A 17,540-nucleotide genomic window follows, 5' to 3' on the forward strand; every position below is an offset into this window, starting at 1 on the left:
GGGGTAAAGAAAAAGGGGAGATGGCGCCCCATCTCCCCTGTTTTCTAGACTGAACCTGATACGGCCAGCCGGGTCGATGAGACGCCGGCTGTTTTTGAGCGCTACCGGCTTATTCCGCTGCTTCCGCTTTCGGCATGACAGACACGTAGACGCGACCGTTGGCCTTGGTTCGGTAGTTCACATTGCCGGCGGTAAGCGCAAAAATCGTGTGATCCTTGCCGAGGCCGACGTTGGAACCCGGATGCCACTCAGTACCGCGCTGACGCACGATGATGTTGCCTGCGATGACGGCTTCGCCGCCGAACTTCTTCACGCCAAGGCGCTTGGACTGAGAATCGCGACCGTTGCGCGATGAACCGCCAGCTTTTTTGTGTGCCATTGGAGTTCTCCTTTAAACCTTGTCCCGTTGATCTTACTTGGCAGCCACGATGTCCGTGATACGGACGACCGTGTGATGCTGACGATGGCCGCGCGAACGCTTCGAATTCTGACGGCGGCGCTTCTTGAAGGCGATGACCTTCTTGCCGCGGTTCTGTTCGACGACTTCTGCCTTGACAGAGGCGCCGGTAACGAAGGGCGCACCGATCGCAGCGTCGGCGCCTTCGCCGATCACGAGCACTTCGGTGAATTCAATGGAGTCGCCAGCGGTGGCTTCCAGCTTTTCGATGGTCAGCACGTCGTTGGCTGCCACACGGTACTGTTTACCGCCGGTCTTGATGACTGCGAACATTTTTTATCCTTTCATGTTCGTTCCAGCGCTCCCCGCTAATCCAGCAGGTGGCTGTCTTTTTATCAGTCGAAGTTAAGCAGGGATTTCAGAGGTCTAATCCTCGAACTCTTCCTGCCGGTGAAGCCCCGCGCGAGCGCGGGACGGCCAAGGCGCGGATTTCTCCAAACCTATTGCGCAGCCGAGATACGCGAGTGACAAAAAGGTGTCAAGGCAAAAGGATGGAATGCTTCGACTTTTCGGCTTGCCAGCCTGTCATTTGCCCGTTATGAGAACGCCCGCGCCGAACAAGCGCCGACCAGACCGCGGAGAGGTGGCAGAGTGGTCGAATGCACCGCACTCGAAATGCGGCATACCTGCAAGGGTATCGTGGGTTCAAATCCCACCCTCTCCGCCATTCGGCCTTCGACCTTAAGGGTGTCCCCCATCCTCCTGCTATCTTTCGATTTTTCGGCGAAGCAGACGATCGAGATCGGCTGTCTCCTTGACCATCTGCGCTGACACGCCGCGCGGGCCCAAGCCTCGGTCGTCAGAGCACGTGCTGCAGCCCGGCGCTTGAGGTGAGCGGTGCGCGACCGATTGCGGCCGGCGCCGAAACGGCTTCGCACCACGTCGCCCATTGCAGAAGCCCAGCGCACCCAAGACATATGTGAGGAAAAACCCGATCGTCTCCCACCGCGAAAGTGCCGGGCTTGATGGGGTCGAAGGCCCATGACCCCTGATTGTCGCGGCTCTCATGGACGGGTGATCCTATAGACCAGCAAATTATTCAAATCCGCAAGCTTGGTTGCGGTTCTGTCCAGATAGTCGATGACCCCATCATGATGCTCGACGAACAGCCGGCCCTCCTTGTCGGTGGCGTTCTTGGTCACGCCGAACAGATCCGCGCCCTGCGCGCGCAGTTCCTCGAGCTGCGCGATCGCAGTGGCGTCATCCGCAACGAATTTCGACCATTCCGCATCACCTCCGCCAGGCGGGAACACCCAGCCGCGCGCCCTGCTGTAATAGACTGCGACGGGATCGCCGACCTCAGGCGCGATGGCGACGACAAGGTCGCCCGGTTGCGCCAACCGTGCCAGTTCCTCGCCAAGCAGCTTGCCGTTCATGGCGATTGGCTTCTTCATCGTCCTGACGAGGGGCAAGGTCGACCAGGCAAGCGCGATGGCCACGATGAAGATCGAGCGAAGCACCACCGCCGGCGTCAGAACGGTTCTCGACCCAAGCGTTGCCAGAAGAAGCGCGCCGTGGCCGCAGAACATCGCGATCGGCACATGGAAGATATGGAAGTTCCACACATTGCTGGTGATCTCGCCTGCCGCCGCCAGATAGAGGATGATGGCCGCAGTCAGCCACACATAGGGAATGGCCGAAAGGCTGCGTTGCTTCGGGTCTTCGGCGCGGCTGAGCGGTATCCACAAGCCGACGGCCAGCAGCACCAGGAACGGATAGCCGTAGAACCACAAGACCGAGGTGTTCCACAAGGATTTGAAGTAGAATCTGTCCCTGACATAAGTCCAGAAGCCGTCATCCCAGATATAGCCGCCGGTGCCGGCGACATGAAACGGCGGATAGCTGCGGCCGAGATAAATCGCCCAGATGTAATAAGCGCCGATGACGGCCAGGCTCGAAAGTCCCGACAGGAAAACCCAGCTTGCCTGCTTTCGTTTCTTCTCCAGAATCCAGCAGACCATCAGGTAGAAGATGACGGCGCCGGCAGCGATGCCTGGTAGCTTTGACAGCACGCCGAGCGAGAAGCTGAGCGTGGCGAGCGGCAAGAGCCAGCGGCTGCCGCCGGCCCAGTATTTGACGAACAGCCAGACACCAAGAGTGACCAAGGCCAGCATCGCGGGATCGGGAAGAAACGAGCTGTCGATCATGATCGCCGCCGGCATCAGCGCGTAGGCCAGCGCCGCCGCGTGGGCGTGCATCTCGTCCCAGCATAGCGCCGTTAGCCTGTGCAGCGAAAACACCGTCACCAGGCCGAAGAAGGCCGCAACCGCGCGGCCGAACCAATCGTGCCAGCCGAAGAGTTGGTAGAGCAGGGCCGTGAGATAGCTGACGATCTGGAACTCACGGCCCTGATAGCTTGGCCCGGGCCCGGTCCAGCTGACCTCCGGAAAGAAGATGTTCCAGCTGCGCTGCTGGAAATTGTCGGCCATCATTGCGGTGCTTATCTCGCGCCAGCTGAAGCCGTCGACCAGCGGCAAGGTGATCTTGTGGAACCTGAAGACGATCGCAATAAACAGGATCCCCAGCAAGATCGCCGTGTCGAGGCTCAGATAGTAGCGAGCAGCCATGTCCCGGCCGGTCGTCTGCTGCTGACATTGCTGACCTTCGACCCGGGTCAATTCCGGGTCGTCCGTCATTTGAAACCGTGTCCTCCCCGACCCCCGACGCGGCGCGATACGCGCCGTCATCGGATCGAGAGGAGGATTAGGCTGAGCGGGATCTCGCCGCCGGCGCGGTCGGCTGCGGAGCGGCTCGTAGGCTTCACCGAGCAGCGGCTTGGAAGGCTTGCGGGGCGGCTTTGTCATGACGGCAGTTCATCAGCAATGCCTTAAAAAGCAATTAGCCCAGATTGATTACTGACTCCATTCCTCATGCGAACACGATAAGGACAGCGGCGAGACGGCTCACCTTGATAGTCTCTGGCACACGGCCAGCGTCAATTGCCCAGCGCCTTCTTCACCCAGGCTCCAACTTCGTCGCCGCTGCTCATGTCGGGCTGCACCAGCCCGTCGATCATGAAGGTTGGCGAGACATGGATGCCGTTCTGGCGGGCATATTTGCAGTGCCATTTGATCTCCCGATCGAGATCCGGAATTGCGAAGGCTTCCTTCAGCTTGACGCCGCTGTAGCGTTCCAGGCGCTCGACGATCTGGTTCGGCGTCACATCCATATTCGGGCCGCTGGCATGACGCTCGAATTCGAACTCCTCGCGATGGGCGGCGATAGCGGCCATCACCTGCTTTGCAGTCTCCTTGCCGCCTTCCAATGTAGAGGCTGCGATGATACAGCGGACGAGGACGCCCGAATACATATGCCAAGGTTGCGGCTGCAGGCGGATCTTCACGGTGATCTTGTCTTCGCCGGCCTGGCTCAGCAGTTGGTCGAACTTGTTGAACGCCCTGACCGAATAGGGGCAAGTCGGCTCCAGAAAGGCCTCGAAGATGCGGGGTCCGTTGCCCCAATTCAGTGGATCGGCGTGCCAGGCGGTGTGGTCATGGAATTCCTCCGGAGGTGAGATGTCTGAAGCGACTTAGGTCGCCAGGCTCCAGAAGCCATGCCTCTTGCCGTGTCGACGCTTAAGTTCTGCGACATAGATGTCATGGGGTCTTGTGTCGCCGAAGTCATTGATATGAGGCGCAAGCGATGCGCAGTCCGCAAGATGCCTCGCCGCATGCTTATAGCGGCTGGACCGGCCGCTATCGAGCGCGAAATCGATCATGGAGCGCAAGAGGATGGTTGCCGCAAGCGGATGTTTCTCCGCCAGAGCTTCGGCCGCCGGCGGCATCAGCTCATAGAGATTGCCATCCAGTTCCGCCTTCCGCCTCATCACGAGTTTCGCTGCCTCGGCGGGTGCCTGCCAAAGCAGGAAAAATGCAAGCGCCTGGTGGACGTCCGGGAAAGCCTGGGCATGGGCGAATGCCTTCTCCTCCGCCTCTAGATCGTCGAAGTCCGGCAGTCGCTTGAGGAAGGCGCGGAGATGCTGGTCGTGCAGCGACTGCTCGAAGCACGTCCATCTATAGGTCTGCGCCTCCTCTGCGCGCCCCAGGGCCTCCAGCGTCTCGACGCGCGCGAGCTGCCATTCGAACGGCATGTCGACCCGGTCTTTCGTCTCGACCTCATTCAGCATCTCAAGCGCTTCCTTCGCCCGGCCGGCCGAGATCAGGCGAGTGGCGATATCGGCCGCAATCATCGGCGCCTTGCGTGTGTTCTCGGGTTGCTGGGCGATGTAGGCATCGACATCGCCCTGGGCGTCGGCAATTTCCTGCAAGGCTATGCGCACCGTCAGATCCCGCTGAGTGCCGTAGATCTCATCTTCGTAAAGGGGACCAGCGCTGCCCCAGCCGATGACCTCGAGCTTGTCATTAGCCGGCTTGTCGTTCGGCTCCTTGGCCCATTGGACGAAGAGGGTCTTCAAACAATCGAGGCCATCCTTACCGAGAGCGGGCGCCATCGCCGCAATGAGGTTGTCGTACTGACCGTAACCATCGTCCTGCACGGCTTTGAACACCTTGTCGGCCAGGACTTTGGAGTCGATCTTGGCGGACGCGGCGATTGCGGCAGCATCCACGCAAGCCTGATGAAAACTTTCGATGAGAGAACCGCTGCTGTCGCTGGATCTCTCAAAAATCGGGTTCGCCAGTGCGAGGAACTGCCATATCAGTTCGAAAGCTTCCTGGGGATCATCGGCGGCAACCGTCTCTGCAATCGTCTTGCGCTGGGTTTCGAGATCGCTCTTCAGCGCTTTCACTTTGCGCCAGTTGATGACGGTGCGGGCACGGGCAATGCTGGCAAGCCGCTTTCGCACCTCACGCGCCACCTCGGCGCCGCCATGATTGCCGGCAAGCTCCATTCGAAGCCGCCGCTTGTGGGCAGCACTGCCCGTGCTGATCTCGATCAGCAGTTCGGCAAGACGCTGCGCGCCAAGGGACTCGAGATTCTTCGCATTGAGTGTTGTCTTGGCTGCCATCGGTCATCGCTGTCGTTTCTGCGATAAACCTACCCTGGAGGCGGTACGAGGCCAAGGTCCGGGAATGTATGCGCGGGATAATCCTTCGGCACGTCGCTATTAGCTAAAAACTAACGCTGCCTTGTAACGACTCCTAAAGCCGGTTTTGGCACCTTGTTGCCTGTCGAATATTGCTTCCAAATTTCTCGCTGGGGTTGATTATGAGTCATAATAAAGACGCCTGGGTCAGCCAGCGCGCTTATTCACTATGGGAATCGGAAGGCAGGCCGGATGGGCGTGGGGAAAGCCATTGGGCGCAGGCGCTGAGGGAGTTCGAGCAGTTGGAGCGGACGAAGGCCTCGCCTGATGGAAACGACCTCATCGAGAAACTCAAGGCCGCCGGGCGGCTGATGCGGATCTATGACGAGGCGGGTCCCGCCTTGGAGAACGACCGGCAGATCAAGGCGGCTCGCTAGGCGGTATCTATCAATCCCTGGGTTGCCGAAATATTCAGCGGCATTCCAGGCGCACGATCGGCCTTGCCGGCAGGCGTCTTGCCACTTCGGCGAAACCGGCATCCAGAAACATCGATAGAGTTCCCGGATAGAGCTCGGCTCCGTTCGAAGCACGGGCTGACTGATCGACAGGGTAGGCTTCGAGACATTCGGCGCCGTTCGCGCTTGCAAATTCAACCGCGTGTTTCAATAACAATCGCGACAGACCCTGCCGCCGGAACGGCTTGCGGACGATGAAGCAATTGATCGACCAGGCCGGCCTGTCATCGACTGAAGCAAAGGGTTTTGAGCGGCGCAGCCGATCGAATACGGCGCGTGGCGCGACACCGCACCATCCGGCCGGCTCATTCTCGCGATAGCCGAGAATGCCGGGCGGGCGTCGTTCGGCGACGAGGCTGCGGAACCAGTTGCGATTTCCCTCGCCCCATCCTGCCTTGTAGTCGGCATTCGGAAGATACCAGTAGGCGCAGCGACAATTCCGGCCGTCGGCGCAATCGTCGAAAACCGCTTCTATGTCGGCCAGGCGGTCGGCGGTAGCGGGGAAGAAAGAGAAGCGATCCTGCATCCGGGCAAGTTATGGCGCGGGCGGACGATCGGCAAGCGGCCGCCCCATGCCGGCCGATCAGGCGAGGCTGCCCTGCAGCCTGAAATCCGCGTTCTTTAGCCGCCGACATCGCCCGGATATCGTTGCCGATCCTCATCCGCGGGCGATCGTTCTGGCGCTACTGGCGTGCGGCCCAGCTGAGGCCACGCCGCAGGATGAGGGGCATGTAGGGATGGTCGAATTCGGCCGCAACGTGGCCGAGGGCGGAATAGAAGATGCGGCCGGCGCCGAAATGGCGCTTGAAGACGACGGGCATCACGACATTGCGGGCCGCCGGATCGTAGGCGCCGGTGAAGGTGGTGGTCGCGAGGATTTCGACGGTCGGATCGTAATGGAGGTAATATTGCTCCGAACGATAGTCGAAATCGGGAATGCCCTCCATGACGGGATCGTCCTGGCGGGTAACGGCAACGCGGAAGTCGATGATATTACCGGGATGGGCGACCCAGGTGACGCCGGAGACATAGCGGAAAGGCGCGCTTTCCTTGAAGGACGTGGCGAGCGCGCCGTGATGGCCGGCGAGCCCCAGACCGCTGCGCACGGCTTCGACGAGGCCAGCGGCATGCTCCTTCTCAAGCTTTTCGCCGGTAATGATAGGCACCAGCAGATCGGCTTTCGCCAGCGTCGGAGATCCGAACACGCCGAGATCGCCGGTCACCTCGACCGTAAAATCGTCCTCGCGCAAGAGATCGGCGACGATATGGGCGCATTGCTCTGGCTCATGACCCTGCCAGCCGCCCCAAACGATCATTGCCTTCCTCATTTGCGCTCTCCCTGCTTTATAACTGCAGACGTTGATCATCACATGGTGGTGCAAGCCCATTAGATCGGGCGGCTGTGCAAATCACGCGAATAATTCATGACTATCTGCTGACTCGGCACAAACCGCACGAATGGGGCGACTTCGGCATTTGACGTATTGTCCATTGACGCCGATCGTAGTTCCTTCTTTTTATTGACGTGTATCTCGTCTAGGTTTCTCCCATCTCTCAATGAATAATAAGGGTGGTGCATGGCAGGTGAAACGGTTCTTGTCGTCGGCGGTGCCGGCTATATCGGCTCGCATACGTGCCTCGACCTGGCGAATAAGGGCTATAGGCCTGTCGTCTTCGATAATTTTTCGAACGGCCATCGCGAGTTCGTCAGATGGGGGCCGGCCGAGGAAGGCGATATTCGCGATCGCGCCCGGCTGGATGAGGTACTGGCCAAGCACAAGCCGGCGGCGATCCTGCATTTCGCGGCGCTGATCGAGGTCGGCGAATCGGTCAAGGATCCGGTTTCCTTCTACGAGAACAATGTGATCGGCACCTTGACGCTGCTCTCAGCGGCACAGGCGGCCGGCATCAACGCCTTCGTCTTCTCCTCCACCTGCGCGACCTACGGCCTGCCGCAGAGCGTGCCGCTCGACGAGACGCACCGGCAGGTGCCGATCAATCCTTACGGGCGGACGAAATATATCGTCGAGCAGGCGCTTGCCGATTACGACCAGTACAGGAGCCTGCGCTCGGTGGTGCTGCGTTATTTCAATGCGGCCGGCGCCGATTTCGAGGGCCGGATCGGCGAATGGCATCAGCCGGAAACCCATGCGATACCGCTGGCGATCGATGCGGCGCTCGGCCGCCGTCAGGGTTTCAAGGTGTTCGGCAGCGATTACGAGACCCGTGACGGCACCTGTGTGCGCGACTATATCCATGTGCTCGATCTTGCCGATGCGCATGTGCGCGCCGTCGAATATCTGCTGAAGGGCGGCGATTCCGTCGCGCTCAATCTCGGCACCGGCACCGGCACGACGGTCAAGGAATTGCTCGGCGCCATCGAGGACGTGTCGAACCGGCCTTTCCCGGTCGAATATATCGGCCGTCGCGAAGGCGATTCGCATACGCTGGTCGCCAATAACGACAAGGCGCGCGACGTGCTCGGCTGGGTGCCGCAGTATGATCTGTCTCAGATCATCCGCTCCGCCTGGGACTGGCATGCAAAATCCAACCAGCATTGAGCCAATCAGCATTGAGAAAGCCCGCCGGCCGAACATCCTGCTGATCACGGCGGACCAGTGGCGCGGTGATTGCCTGTCGGCCGTCGGCCATGCCTGCGTAAAGACGCCGGGTGTCGATGCGCTGGCGCGCGAAGGCACCCTCTTCCGGCGGCACTATGCAGGGGCGGCACCCTGCTCGCCGGCGCGGGCAACACTCTATACCGGTCTCTATCAGATGAACCACCGCGTCTGCCGCAACGGTTCGCCGCTCGATGCTCGCTTCGACAATCTGGCACTGGCCGCCCGGCGGGCGGGATACGACCCGACGCTGTTTGGCTACACGGATACGGCGCCCGATCCGCGCGGGATGGATGCCGGCGATCCGCATCTGACGACCTACGAAGGCGTGCTGCCGGGCTTTACCGCCCGCCAGCTTCTGCCCGAGCATGAGAAACAATGGCTCTCCTGGCTCAGGTCCCGCGGCCATGCGGATGCCGTCAGCCGCGATATCCATATTCCCGTCGGTGCCAGAGCCGGAGACATTTCCGATGCAGCGCCGGCCTATTCATGCGACGAGACCCAGACGGCTTTCCTGGCCGGCGAGTTCATCCGCTGGATGGGCGAACAGGACAGGCCGTGGTTTGCGCATGTCTCTTTCTTACGTCCGCATCCACCATTCTCCGTGCCGGAGCCGTTCAACCGCATGTTCAAGCCGGGGGACGGACCGGTTTTTGCCCGCGCGGCAAACTTCGAAGCCGAACAGGACAGTCATCCCTACCTCGCCTATGCCATGCCACGCTCCGACAAGGGCAACTTCATCCTCGGTGCAGCGGGGCCGCTCAGCGGCTGGAACGATGAGGATTTCGCCGCGATCCGGGCGATCTATTACGGCATGATATCAGAGGTCGATGCGCAGCTCGGCCGCATCTGGCAGGCCCTCAAGGATGCGGGTGCCTGGGACGACACACTTGTTGTCTTCACCTCGGATCACGCCGAGATGGCGGGCGATCACTGGACGCTCGGCAAGGGCGGCTTCTTCGACGGCGGCTATCATATTCCGCTTGTCATACGCGATCCCGCAAGCAGTGCTGCGGGTGGGGTCGTCGACAAATTCACCAGCGCTGCCGATATTTTTCCAACACTTTGCCAAAGGCTCGGCATCGACGCGAAGAACGGGCTCGATGGCCGGTCGCTCATGCCGTTTGTCAGGGGTGGGAGCGGACAGGGCTGGCGGGATGCGGCATTCTGGGAATTCGATTTCCGCGACATTGCGCATGGCGAGGCCGAGCGGCATTTCCGGCTGCGGCCCAACGAATGCAATCTCGCGGTGATCCGCGACGCACGGTTCAAATATGTGCATTTTACCGCTTTGCCACCGCTGCTCTTCGATCTTGCCGACGATCCGATGGAGCTCGACAATGTCGCGGCGGATCCGGCCTATGCGGCGATACGGCTCGACTATGCCGAGACGCTGCTGTCGCTTCGAGCACGCCATCTCGATCAGACGCTCGCCTATACCGAGCTGACGGAAAGAGGGCCGGTGACGCGCCGGCCCTGATATCACTTAGCCGAGATAATCGCGTTTGCCGATCGGCGCACCCTGGCTACGCAGGATGGCGTGGGCCGTCGCGACGTGGAAATAGAAGTTCGGCAGGGCGAAGGTGGCGATATATTCGTCACCCGGCAGCACGATACCACTCTTTCCCGGCAGGGTGATCTGGCGGGTTTCTGTGCCTTCCAGTGCTTCCACCGAGAAACCGGCGAGATAGGCTTCGGTCTTTGCCAGGCGCTCACGAAGGTCTTCGAACGTCGTTTCGTTATCCTCGAACTTCGGGGCGTCGGTCGCCGTCAGGCGGGCGAGCGCAAATTTGGCGGTGTCGCTGGCGCGCTGATACTGGCCGGAGAGCGGCAGCATGTCGGGCGCCAGGCGAGCGGCGACCAATATGACGGGATCGATATTCTTTTCCTTGGCATAGGCTTCGGCCTTGTCGAGGTAGGTTTTCAGGCTGGCGAGGCCGCGCTGGAACATCGGAACGGTGAGGCGATACATCGAAATGGACATCTGTCCTGTCTCCAAAATCTTCAAATGATTGGGTCGCGGCGAGAGGTCGAAGGCGTCTGTGGCCGTGAGCCCGTCTTCGACCCTCCCATAGATGGATGCTCGCCTGGTCTTTCACAACAGAGCGAATGCGGGCGTCGGTCGTGAAGCCCCGCATGGCATTGCGCTCTCCTCCCTATCTCGTCGCCGCTAAAGATACTTGACGTCGTCCCCAGAAAATGGAATGAATATTCCGCAGAACAGATTTGACGGTTTGTTTGTTCCGTTTTGCGGAGCGCCGCGGGAGAGGTGGCGCAGAAAATTGCGGCTTCAGAGCAAATGCCTGGAGCTCCGGCGTGAGGAGGGTGCAGCCGGGCACCGCTTTGTGGAGGAAGTAAAATGAAAAAGTTTATCCTGGGCACTGCGATGGCGCTCGTCATGTCGACGGCGGCTCACGCAGAGACGGTCGGCGTCTCGATGGCGAAATTCGACGACAATTTCCTGACGGTTCTGCGCAACGGCATGACCGATTATGCAAAGACACTGAGCGGCGTAACGCTGCAGGTCGAAGACGCGCAGAACGACGTTTCCAAGCAGCAGAGCCAGATCCAGAATTTCATCGCCTCCAAGGTCGATGCAATCATCGTCAACCCTGTCGATACCGATGCGACCACGGCGATGTCGAAGCTCGCGGCCGATGCCGGCATTCCGCTGGTTTACGTCAACCGTCAGCCGGTCAACGTCGACACGCTGCCGGACAAGCAGGCCTTCGTCGCTTCCAACGAGCTGGAATCCGGCACGCTGGAAACCAAGGAAATCTGCCGTATTCTCGGCGGCAAGGGCAAGGCTGTCGTCATCATGGGCGAGCTCTCCAACCAGGCTGCGCGCATGCGGACCCAGGACGTCCATGACGTCATCAAGACCGATGAGTGCAAAGGCATCGAGATCGTCGAAGAGCAGACGGCCAACTGGGATCGTACCCAGGGTGCCGACCTGATGACCAACTGGCTCTCCAGCGGCATCGAGTTCGACGCCGTCATCTCCAACAACGACGAAATGGCGATCGGCGCCATCCAGGCGCTGAAGGCAGCCGGCAAGGACATGAGCAAGGTCGTCGTCGGCGGTGTCGACGCCACGCAGGACGCGCTTGCCGCCATGCAGGCGGGCGATCTCGACGTTACCGTGTTCCAGGATGCCGCCGGCCAGGGCAAGGGCTCGCTTGATGCAGCGCTCAAGCTCGCCAAGGGCGAAAAGATCGAAAAGAAGGTCTACATTCCCTTCCAGCTCGTCACGCCTGCCAACGTCAAGGACTTCGTCACCAAGAACTGAGGCGAACGCCACACTGGATGCGGGCTTTGCCCGCATCCTTTTCGCCTACCCGTATCTGGAGGAGATGATATGGCCGTCAGCCCGACAACCATGGCCGCCGTGCGTGCAAGCGGCGCCGTCCCGAATGCGGAATATCTCTTGAGCGCCGAGGGTGTCCGCAAGGAATTTCCTGGTGTCGTCGCACTCGACGACGTGCAGTTCCGGCTGAAGCGCGCTTCCGTGCATGCGTTGATGGGCGAAAACGGCGCCGGCAAATCGACCTTAATGAAGATCCTCGCCGGCATCTACACGCCCGATAAGGGTGATATTCGCCTGAAGGGGATCGAGATTCGACTGAAATCTCCGCTCGACGCGCTGGAGAACGGCATTGCCATGATCCATCAGGAACTGAACCTGATGCCGTTCATGACGGTTGCCGAAAATATCTGGATTCGCCGCGAACCGAAGAACCGCCTCGGCTTCATCGATCACGGCGTGATGCATCGCATGACCGAGGAGCTGTTTGCCCGGCTCAATATATCAATCGATCCCGATATCGAGGTTCGGTTCCTGTCGGTCGCCAACCGGCAGATGGTCGAGATCGCCAAGGCGGTTTCCTATAATTCCGACGTGCTGATCATGGACGAGCCGACTTCGGCACTGACGGAGCGCGAGGTCGAGCATCTTTTCAGTATTATCCGGGACCTCAGGGCCCAAGGCATCGGCATCGTCTACATTACCCACAAGATGAACGAGCTTTTCGAGATCGCCGACGAGTTCTCCGTCTTCCGTGACGGCCGATATATCGGCACGCATGCCTCGACCGACGTCACCCGCGACGACATCATCCGCATGATGGTCGGGCGCGAGATCACCCAGATGTTTCCCAAGGAAGAGGTGCCGATCGGCGAAGTCGTGCTCTCCGTCAAGGATCTTTGTCTCAAGGGCGTCTTCAACAACGTCTCTTTCGAGGTCAGGGCCGGCGAAATCCTCGGCGTGGCCGGCCTTGTCGGCTCCGGCCGGTCGAATGTCGCCGAAACGCTGTTTGGCGTGACGCCGGCAAGCTCCGGCTCGGTCGAGCTCTACGGCAAGCCGGTGACCATTACTTCGCCGACCGAGGCCATCCGCAATCGGATGGCGTTCCTGACCGAAGACCGGAAAGATACCGGCTGCCTGCTGATCCTCGATATTCTCGAGAACATGCAGATTGCCGTTCTGCAGGACAGATACGTCAAGGGCGGCTTCGTGCAGCAGGGCGCGATCGAGGCAACCTGCGAAGACATGGCAAAAAAGCTGCGCGTGAAAACGCCCAATCTTTACGAGCGGGTAGAAAATCTTTCGGGCGGCAATCAGCAGAAGGTGCTGATCGGGCGCTGGCTGCTCACCAATCCGCGCATCCTCATCCTCGATGAGCCGACGCGCGGTATCGATGTCGGCGCCAAGGCGGAAATCCACCGGCTGGTCACGGAGATGGCGCGAGACGGTGTGGCGGTGGTGATGATCTCGTCCGAGATGCCCGAGGTTCTCGGGATGAGCGACCGCATCATGGTCATGCATGAGGGACGCGTGACCGGTTTCCTCAATCGCGATGAAGCAACGCAGATCAAGGTGATGGAGCTGGCTGCGCAGTGATGCGTTGACGGCGATTGCCCAAGGGAGGTTTGACATGACTACCAAGGCAGCAGAGGGCGCGGCTCCGCTCGCAACCCGGCAAAGGCGGCGGCGCATACCGACGGAGCTCAGCATTTTCCTCGTGCTCGTCGGCATCGCGCTGATCTATGAAGTGCTCGGCTGGATGTTCATCGGCCAAAGCTTCCTGATGAATTCGCAGCGTCTGACGATCATGATCCTGCAGGTCTCCGTCATCGGCATCATCGCCGTCGGCGTCACGCAGGTCATCATCACCGGCGGCATCGACCTTTCGTCGGGTTCGGTCGTCGGCATGACGGCGATGATCGCAACGAGCTTTGCCCAATCCTCGACCTGGGGACGGGCCGTTTTTCCCTCGCTGACCGACCTGCCGGCTTTCGTGCCTATCGTCGTTGGTCTGCTGATCGGGGCGGCCGCCGGCCTCGCGAACGGCGCGCTCATCGCCTACACGAAGATCCCTCCGTTCATTGCCACGCTTGGTATGTTCGTTTCGGCCAGAGGTGTCGCGAAGTGGTATACGAAGGGACAGCCGGTTTCCGGGGTCACCGAGCAGTTTCATTTCATCGGAACGAAAGCCTGGCCGGTTGTCGTCTTCCTGGTCGTTGCACTGATCTTTCACATTGCGCTGCGCTATACGCGTTATGGAAAGTTCACCTATGCCATCGGCGCGAACCCGCAGGCCGCGCGTGTTTCCGGCATCAACATCGAGGCGCATCTCGTAAAGGTCTATGTGATTGCCGGATTGCTCGCCGGCCTTGCCGGTATCGTCACGGCGGCACGTGCTGAAACCGCACAGGCCAGCATGGGTGTTGGATATGAACTCGACGCGATCGCCGCGACCGTTATCGGCGGCACCTCGCTCACCGGCGGCGTCGGGCGCATCACCGGCACCGTCATCGGCACCATCATCCTCGGCGTCATGACCTCAGGCTTCACGTTCCTCAGGATCGACGCCTACTACCAGGAGATCGTCAAAGGCCTCATCATCGTCGCGGCTGTCGTCATCGACGTCTACAGACAGAAGAAACGCCGCAAACACTAATTTCCGGCAGCGTGATCTGATATTTTACGGGGGCCTCGGCCCCCGTTCCGTTTTCAGAGCATGGTGCCGAAGAGTGTGAGCGGTTTTCGGACAACATCATGCTCTAACTGTTTAACTTAGAAGAGCATTCAGATTTTAGGCCGATCCGGCCGAAAATCATGCTGTTCTAGCGCCGATGACGGATTTCAAAAAAAGAGGTGGCGAATTCCGTCAGCTTTTCTATTCTGGCCGCTTCATTCGCCCGCTCGGGCAGCGCAGGAAGACAGATGCAATTCGTATTTGACGGTCACAATGACGTTCTCCTTCGGCTCTGGACACATTCAAAAGACGGCAGCGATCCGATCGCGGAATTCGCAGACGGCACGACGGTCGGCCATATCGATGCGCATCGGGCTAGAGAGGGCGGTCTTTCGGGCGGTCTCTGCGCCATCTATATTCCCTCAGGCGATCTCGTCTTCGCCGATCCGGATGCCGATGGTCGCTATGTGACGCCGATGGCGGCACCTCTCGATCCGCTGCCTTCGCTTGCCATCGCCAATGAAATGGCCGCGATCGCGCTGCGGCTCGACCAGGCCGGCGCCTGGCGGCTCTGCCGGACGGTGAAGGATATCCGCAGCGCCATGGCGGACGACATTTTCGCCGCCGTCATGCATATGGAAGGCTGCGAGGCGATCAGCGCCGATCTCTCGGCGCTCGAGGTGTTCTATGCGGCAGGGCTGCGGTCGCTCGGTCCGGTCTGGAGCCGGCACAATGTCTTCGGTCACGGCGTGCCCTTCGCCTTCCCGATGTCGCCGGACACGGCGCCCGGCCTCACCGATGCCGGCTTCGCGCTGGTCAGGGAATGTAATCGCCTCGGTATCCTGATCGACCTTGCCCATATCACCGAGAAGGGTTTCTGGGACGTGGCGAAGAAGACGGACCAGCCGCTGGTCGCCAGCCACTCCAATGCCCACGCCCTGACGCCGGTCGCGCGTAACCTGACGGACAGGCAGCTCGATGCGATCCGCGAAAGCCGCGGGCTCGTCGGCATCAATTATGCCACCGCCATGCTGCGTGCCGACGGCCGCTCGGACAGCGATACGCCGCTTGCCGACATGATCCGCCATATCGACTATCTTGTGAATCGCATCGGCATCGACTGCGTGGCGCTCGGATCGGACTTCGACGGGGCCACCATTCCCGAGGAAATCGGTGATGCAGCCGGTAATCAGAAGCTGATTGCCGCTCTCAGAGAGGTTGGCTATGCTGATGCCAACCTGGCAAAACTTGCCCGTGAAAACTGGCTTCGCATTCTGGCGCAGGCTTGGCGGGAGGACCACGCCTAAGCCTTTCGTATCCAATCAAAAAACAGGGGAACAGACCATGATGATGACCAAGCTCAACCGCAATTTCCGCATGCTTTCCGCGGGAGCTGCGCTTTCACTGCTGATGATGGCCGCACCCTCGGCCTTTGCCGAGACGCCGAAGGATACGCTGGTCGAAGGTTTCGCCATCGACGATATCATCACGATGGATCCGGGCGAGGCTTTCGAGCTTTCGACCGCCGAAATCACCACCAACAGCTACAGCCTGCTCGTCCGTCTCGACATGGACGACACGTCCAAGGTGAAGGGCGATCTCGCCGAGAGCTGGAGCGTTTCCGATGACGGCCTTACCTATACGTTCAAGCTGAAGCCAGGCCTGAAATTCGCCTCCGGCAACCCAATCACCGCCGAAGACGTTGCCTGGTCGTTCGAGCGTGCCGTCAAGCTCGACAAGAGCCCGGCCTTCATCCTCACCCAATTCGGTCTGACCGGCGACAACGTCACGGAAAAGGCCAAGGCGGCCGATGCCGGCACCTTCGTCTTCACGGTTGACAAGGCCTATGCGCCGAGCTTTGTGCTCAATTGCTTGACGGCAACTGTCGCTTCCGTCGTCGACAAGAAGCTGGTGCTGGAGCATGTGAAGGCGGTGACGCCCGATGCCGACCACAAATACGACAACGACTTCGGCAATGAATGGCTGAAGACCGGCTATGCCGGCTCCGGCCCCTATAAGATGCGCGAATGGCGCGCCAACGAAGTCGTCGTGCTGGAGCGCAACGACAATTATTATGGCGACAAGGCAAAGCTCAACCGCGTCATCTACCGCTACATGAAGGAAAGCGCTGCCCAACGCCTGGCGCTCGAAGCCGGTGATATCGATATCGCCCGCAATCTCGAGCCGGGCGACATCGACGCCGTTTCGAAGAATGCCGATCTTGCGATAACGAGTGCGCCGAAGGGCACGATCTATTATGTCAGCCTGAACAACAAGAACGAGAACCTGAAGAAGCCGGAAGTCCAGGAAGCCTTCAAATACCTGGTCGATTACGATGCGATCAGCGCAACGCTGATCAAGGGTATCGGCGAGATCCATCAGACCTTCCTGCCAAAGGGTCAGCTCGGCGCACTCGATGAGAATCCCTACAAGCTCGATGTCGCCAAGGCCAAGGAACTGCTGGCCAAGGCCGGTGTACCCGACGGTTTCTCGATCACCATGGACGTGCGCAACAGCCAGCCGGTGACCGGTATCGCAGAATCGATGCAGCAAACGCTGGCGCAGGCCGGCGTGAAGATGGAAATTATCCCCGGCGACGGCAAGCAGACGCTGACCAAGTACCGTGCCCGTACCCACGACATGTATATCGGCCAATGGGGTTCGGACTATTTCGACCCGAATTCCAATGCCGACACCTTTACCGGCAATCCTGACAATTCCGATGCCGGCACGGTGAAGACGCTCGCGTGGCGCAACAGCTGGGAAGCGCCGGAACTTGACAAGCAAGCCAAGGCAGCTCTTCTGGAACGCGACGCCGCCAAGCGCGCCGCCATATATCAGGACATCCAGAAGAAGTACCTGGCAAACAGCCCCTTCGTCTTCATCTTCCAGCAGACCGAGGTGGCTGGCTACCGCAAGAACCTGAAGGACTTCAAGCTGGGTCCGAGCTTCGATACCAATTTCGTCGGTCCGATCGCCAAGGAATAG

The 17,540-nt window shown here is 60.0% G+C and carries 16 protein-coding genes and 1 tRNA gene; 9 read left to right on the plus strand and 8 right to left on the minus strand.

Features of this window, described 5'->3' with window-relative positions:
• Positions 1 to 109: 109 nt before the first annotated feature.
• A complete protein-coding gene (rpmA, locus tag FY112_RS34860) occupies positions 110 to 379 on the minus strand; it encodes a 50S ribosomal protein L27 (protein ID WP_003543909.1) in 270 nt (89 codons plus the stop codon).
• Between the two features lie 33 nt (positions 380 to 412).
• A complete protein-coding gene (gene rplU, locus FY112_RS34865) occupies positions 413 to 730 on the minus strand; it encodes a 50S ribosomal protein L21 (protein WP_003543907.1) in 318 nt (105 codons plus the stop codon).
• 304 nt (positions 731 to 1,034) lie between these two features.
• On the opposite strand from rplU, the gene FY112_RS34870 reads away from it, so the two are divergent.
• Positions 1,035 to 1,124, plus strand: a tRNA-Ser gene (locus FY112_RS34870).
• 337 nt (positions 1,125 to 1,461) lie between these two features.
• On the opposite strand, the gene FY112_RS34875 is transcribed toward FY112_RS34870, so the two are convergent.
• From FY112_RS34875 to FY112_RS34890, 3 genes are all read right to left on the minus strand, one after another.
• Complete coding sequence (locus FY112_RS34875; RefSeq protein WP_131719640.1) at positions 1,462 to 3,093, minus strand: glycosyltransferase family 39 protein; 1,632 nt, start codon at positions 3,091 to 3,093, stop codon at positions 1,462 to 1,464.
• 299 nt (positions 3,094 to 3,392) lie between these two features.
• A complete protein-coding gene (locus FY112_RS34885) occupies positions 3,393 to 3,974 on the minus strand; it encodes a thioredoxin domain-containing protein (RefSeq protein ID WP_151520385.1) in 582 nt (193 codons plus the stop codon).
• Positions 3,975 to 3,986: 12 nt separating this feature from the next.
• Positions 3,987 to 5,423: a DUF6880 family protein gene (locus tag FY112_RS34890; protein WP_151520386.1), complete on the minus strand. Its 1,437-nt coding sequence runs from the start codon at positions 5,421 to 5,423 to the stop codon at positions 3,987 to 3,989.
• Between the two features lie 200 nt (positions 5,424 to 5,623).
• On the opposite strand from FY112_RS34890, the gene FY112_RS34895 reads away from it, so the two are divergent.
• The gene (locus FY112_RS34895; RefSeq protein ID WP_026158941.1) at positions 5,624 to 5,878 is read left to right on the plus strand and encodes a DUF2934 domain-containing protein; all 255 of its coding nucleotides are present in this window, start codon (positions 5,624 to 5,626) and stop codon (positions 5,876 to 5,878) included.
• 34 nt (positions 5,879 to 5,912) lie between these two features.
• On the opposite strand, the gene FY112_RS34900 is transcribed toward FY112_RS34895, so the two are convergent.
• Together FY112_RS34900 and FY112_RS34905 are read right to left on the minus strand one after the other, a co-directional pair.
• A complete protein-coding gene (locus tag FY112_RS34900) occupies positions 5,913 to 6,482 on the minus strand; it encodes a GNAT family N-acetyltransferase (protein ID WP_017962566.1) in 570 nt (189 codons plus the stop codon).
• A 157-nt stretch (positions 6,483 to 6,639) separates the two neighbouring features.
• Entirely contained in the window at positions 6,640 to 7,284 is a 645-nt protein-coding gene (locus FY112_RS34905; RefSeq protein WP_131620062.1) for a ThuA domain-containing protein, read from the minus strand.
• Between the two features lie 249 nt (positions 7,285 to 7,533).
• On the opposite strand from FY112_RS34905, the gene galE reads away from it, so the two are divergent.
• Positions 7,534 to 8,517 (plus strand): UDP-glucose 4-epimerase GalE, encoded by a 984-nt coding sequence (galE, locus tag FY112_RS34910; RefSeq protein WP_025396443.1) that lies wholly within the window; start codon positions 7,534 to 7,536, stop codon positions 8,515 to 8,517.
• A complete protein-coding gene (locus FY112_RS34915) occupies positions 8,495 to 10,054 on the plus strand; it encodes an alkaline phosphatase family protein (RefSeq protein WP_017962563.1) in 1,560 nt (519 codons plus the stop codon). The genes galE and FY112_RS34915 overlap by 23 nt, the downstream gene beginning before the upstream one ends.
• Positions 10,055 to 10,060: 6 nt before the next feature.
• Here the strand turns inward: FY112_RS34915 and FY112_RS34920 are convergent, their stop codons facing one another.
• The gene (locus FY112_RS34920) at positions 10,061 to 10,558 is read right to left on the minus strand and encodes a DUF1993 domain-containing protein (protein ID WP_017962562.1); all 498 of its coding nucleotides are present in this window, start codon (positions 10,556 to 10,558) and stop codon (positions 10,061 to 10,063) included.
• A 375-nt stretch (positions 10,559 to 10,933) separates the two neighbouring features.
• Here FY112_RS34920 and FY112_RS34925 point away from each other — a divergent pair, with 375 nt between their 5' ends.
• From FY112_RS34925 to FY112_RS34945, 5 genes are all read left to right on the plus strand, one after another.
• The gene (locus FY112_RS34925; RefSeq protein WP_065284428.1) at positions 10,934 to 11,863 is read left to right on the plus strand and encodes a sugar ABC transporter substrate-binding protein; all 930 of its coding nucleotides are present in this window, start codon (positions 10,934 to 10,936) and stop codon (positions 11,861 to 11,863) included.
• A gap of 69 nt (positions 11,864 to 11,932) precedes the next feature.
• Positions 11,933 to 13,474 (plus strand): sugar ABC transporter ATP-binding protein, encoded by a 1,542-nt coding sequence (locus FY112_RS34930; RefSeq protein WP_151520387.1) that lies wholly within the window; start codon positions 11,933 to 11,935, stop codon positions 13,472 to 13,474.
• A 34-nt stretch (positions 13,475 to 13,508) separates the two neighbouring features.
• Positions 13,509 to 14,534: an ABC transporter permease gene (locus FY112_RS34935; RefSeq protein WP_017962559.1), complete on the plus strand. Its 1,026-nt coding sequence runs from the start codon at positions 13,509 to 13,511 to the stop codon at positions 14,532 to 14,534.
• 266 nt (positions 14,535 to 14,800) lie between these two features.
• On the plus strand, positions 14,801 to 15,859 hold the full coding sequence (locus tag FY112_RS34940; protein WP_151520388.1) for a dipeptidase: 1,059 nt from the start codon (positions 14,801 to 14,803) through the stop codon (positions 15,857 to 15,859).
• Between the two features lie 37 nt (positions 15,860 to 15,896).
• Entirely contained in the window at positions 15,897 to 17,540 is a 1,644-nt protein-coding gene (locus FY112_RS34945) for an ABC transporter substrate-binding protein (RefSeq protein ID WP_017962557.1), read from the plus strand.

Source organism: Rhizobium sp. PEPV16 (assembly GCF_008919455.1).
Lineage (GTDB): Bacteria > Pseudomonadota > Alphaproteobacteria > Rhizobiales > Rhizobiaceae > Rhizobium > Rhizobium leguminosarum_Q.

What these genes read in the sequence shown, in the direction of transcription:
- FY112_RS34900 (WP_017962566.1), bottom strand. Translation starts at nt 6,482, where the DNA reads ATGCAGGATCGCTTCTCTTTCTTCCCCGCTACCGCCGACCGCCTGGCC.
- FY112_RS34945 (WP_017962557.1), top strand. Translation starts at nt 15,897, where the DNA reads ATGATGATGACCAAGCTCAACCGCAATTTCCGCATGCTTTCCGCGGGA.
- FY112_RS34890 (WP_151520386.1), bottom strand. Translation starts at nt 5,423, where the DNA reads ATGGCAGCCAAGACAACACTCAATGCGAAGAATCTCGAGTCCCTTGGC.
- FY112_RS34940 (WP_151520388.1), top strand. Translation starts at nt 14,801, where the DNA reads ATGCAATTCGTATTTGACGGTCACAATGACGTTCTCCTTCGGCTCTGG.
- FY112_RS34895 (WP_026158941.1), top strand. Translation starts at nt 5,624, where the DNA reads ATGAGTCATAATAAAGACGCCTGGGTCAGCCAGCGCGCTTATTCACTA.
- FY112_RS34935 (WP_017962559.1), top strand. Translation starts at nt 13,509, where the DNA reads ATGACTACCAAGGCAGCAGAGGGCGCGGCTCCGCTCGCAACCCGGCAA.
- FY112_RS34875 (WP_131719640.1), bottom strand. Translation starts at nt 3,093, where the DNA reads ATGACGGACGACCCGGAATTGACCCGGGTCGAAGGTCAGCAATGTCAG.
- rplU (WP_003543907.1), bottom strand. Translation starts at nt 730, where the DNA reads ATGTTCGCAGTCATCAAGACCGGCGGTAAACAGTACCGTGTGGCAGCC.
- FY112_RS34920 (WP_017962562.1), bottom strand. Translation starts at nt 10,558, where the DNA reads ATGTCCATTTCGATGTATCGCCTCACCGTTCCGATGTTCCAGCGCGGC.
- FY112_RS34905 (WP_131620062.1), bottom strand. Translation starts at nt 7,284, where the DNA reads ATGAGGAAGGCAATGATCGTTTGGGGCGGCTGGCAGGGTCATGAGCCA.
- FY112_RS34930 (WP_151520387.1), top strand. Translation starts at nt 11,933, where the DNA reads ATGGCCGTCAGCCCGACAACCATGGCCGCCGTGCGTGCAAGCGGCGCC.
- galE (WP_025396443.1), top strand. Translation starts at nt 7,534, where the DNA reads ATGGCAGGTGAAACGGTTCTTGTCGTCGGCGGTGCCGGCTATATCGGC.
- FY112_RS34925 (WP_065284428.1), top strand. Translation starts at nt 10,934, where the DNA reads ATGAAAAAGTTTATCCTGGGCACTGCGATGGCGCTCGTCATGTCGACG.
- rpmA (WP_003543909.1), bottom strand. Translation starts at nt 379, where the DNA reads ATGGCACACAAAAAAGCTGGCGGTTCATCGCGCAACGGTCGCGATTCT.
- FY112_RS34915 (WP_017962563.1), top strand. Translation starts at nt 8,495, where the DNA reads ATGCAAAATCCAACCAGCATTGAGCCAATCAGCATTGAGAAAGCCCGC.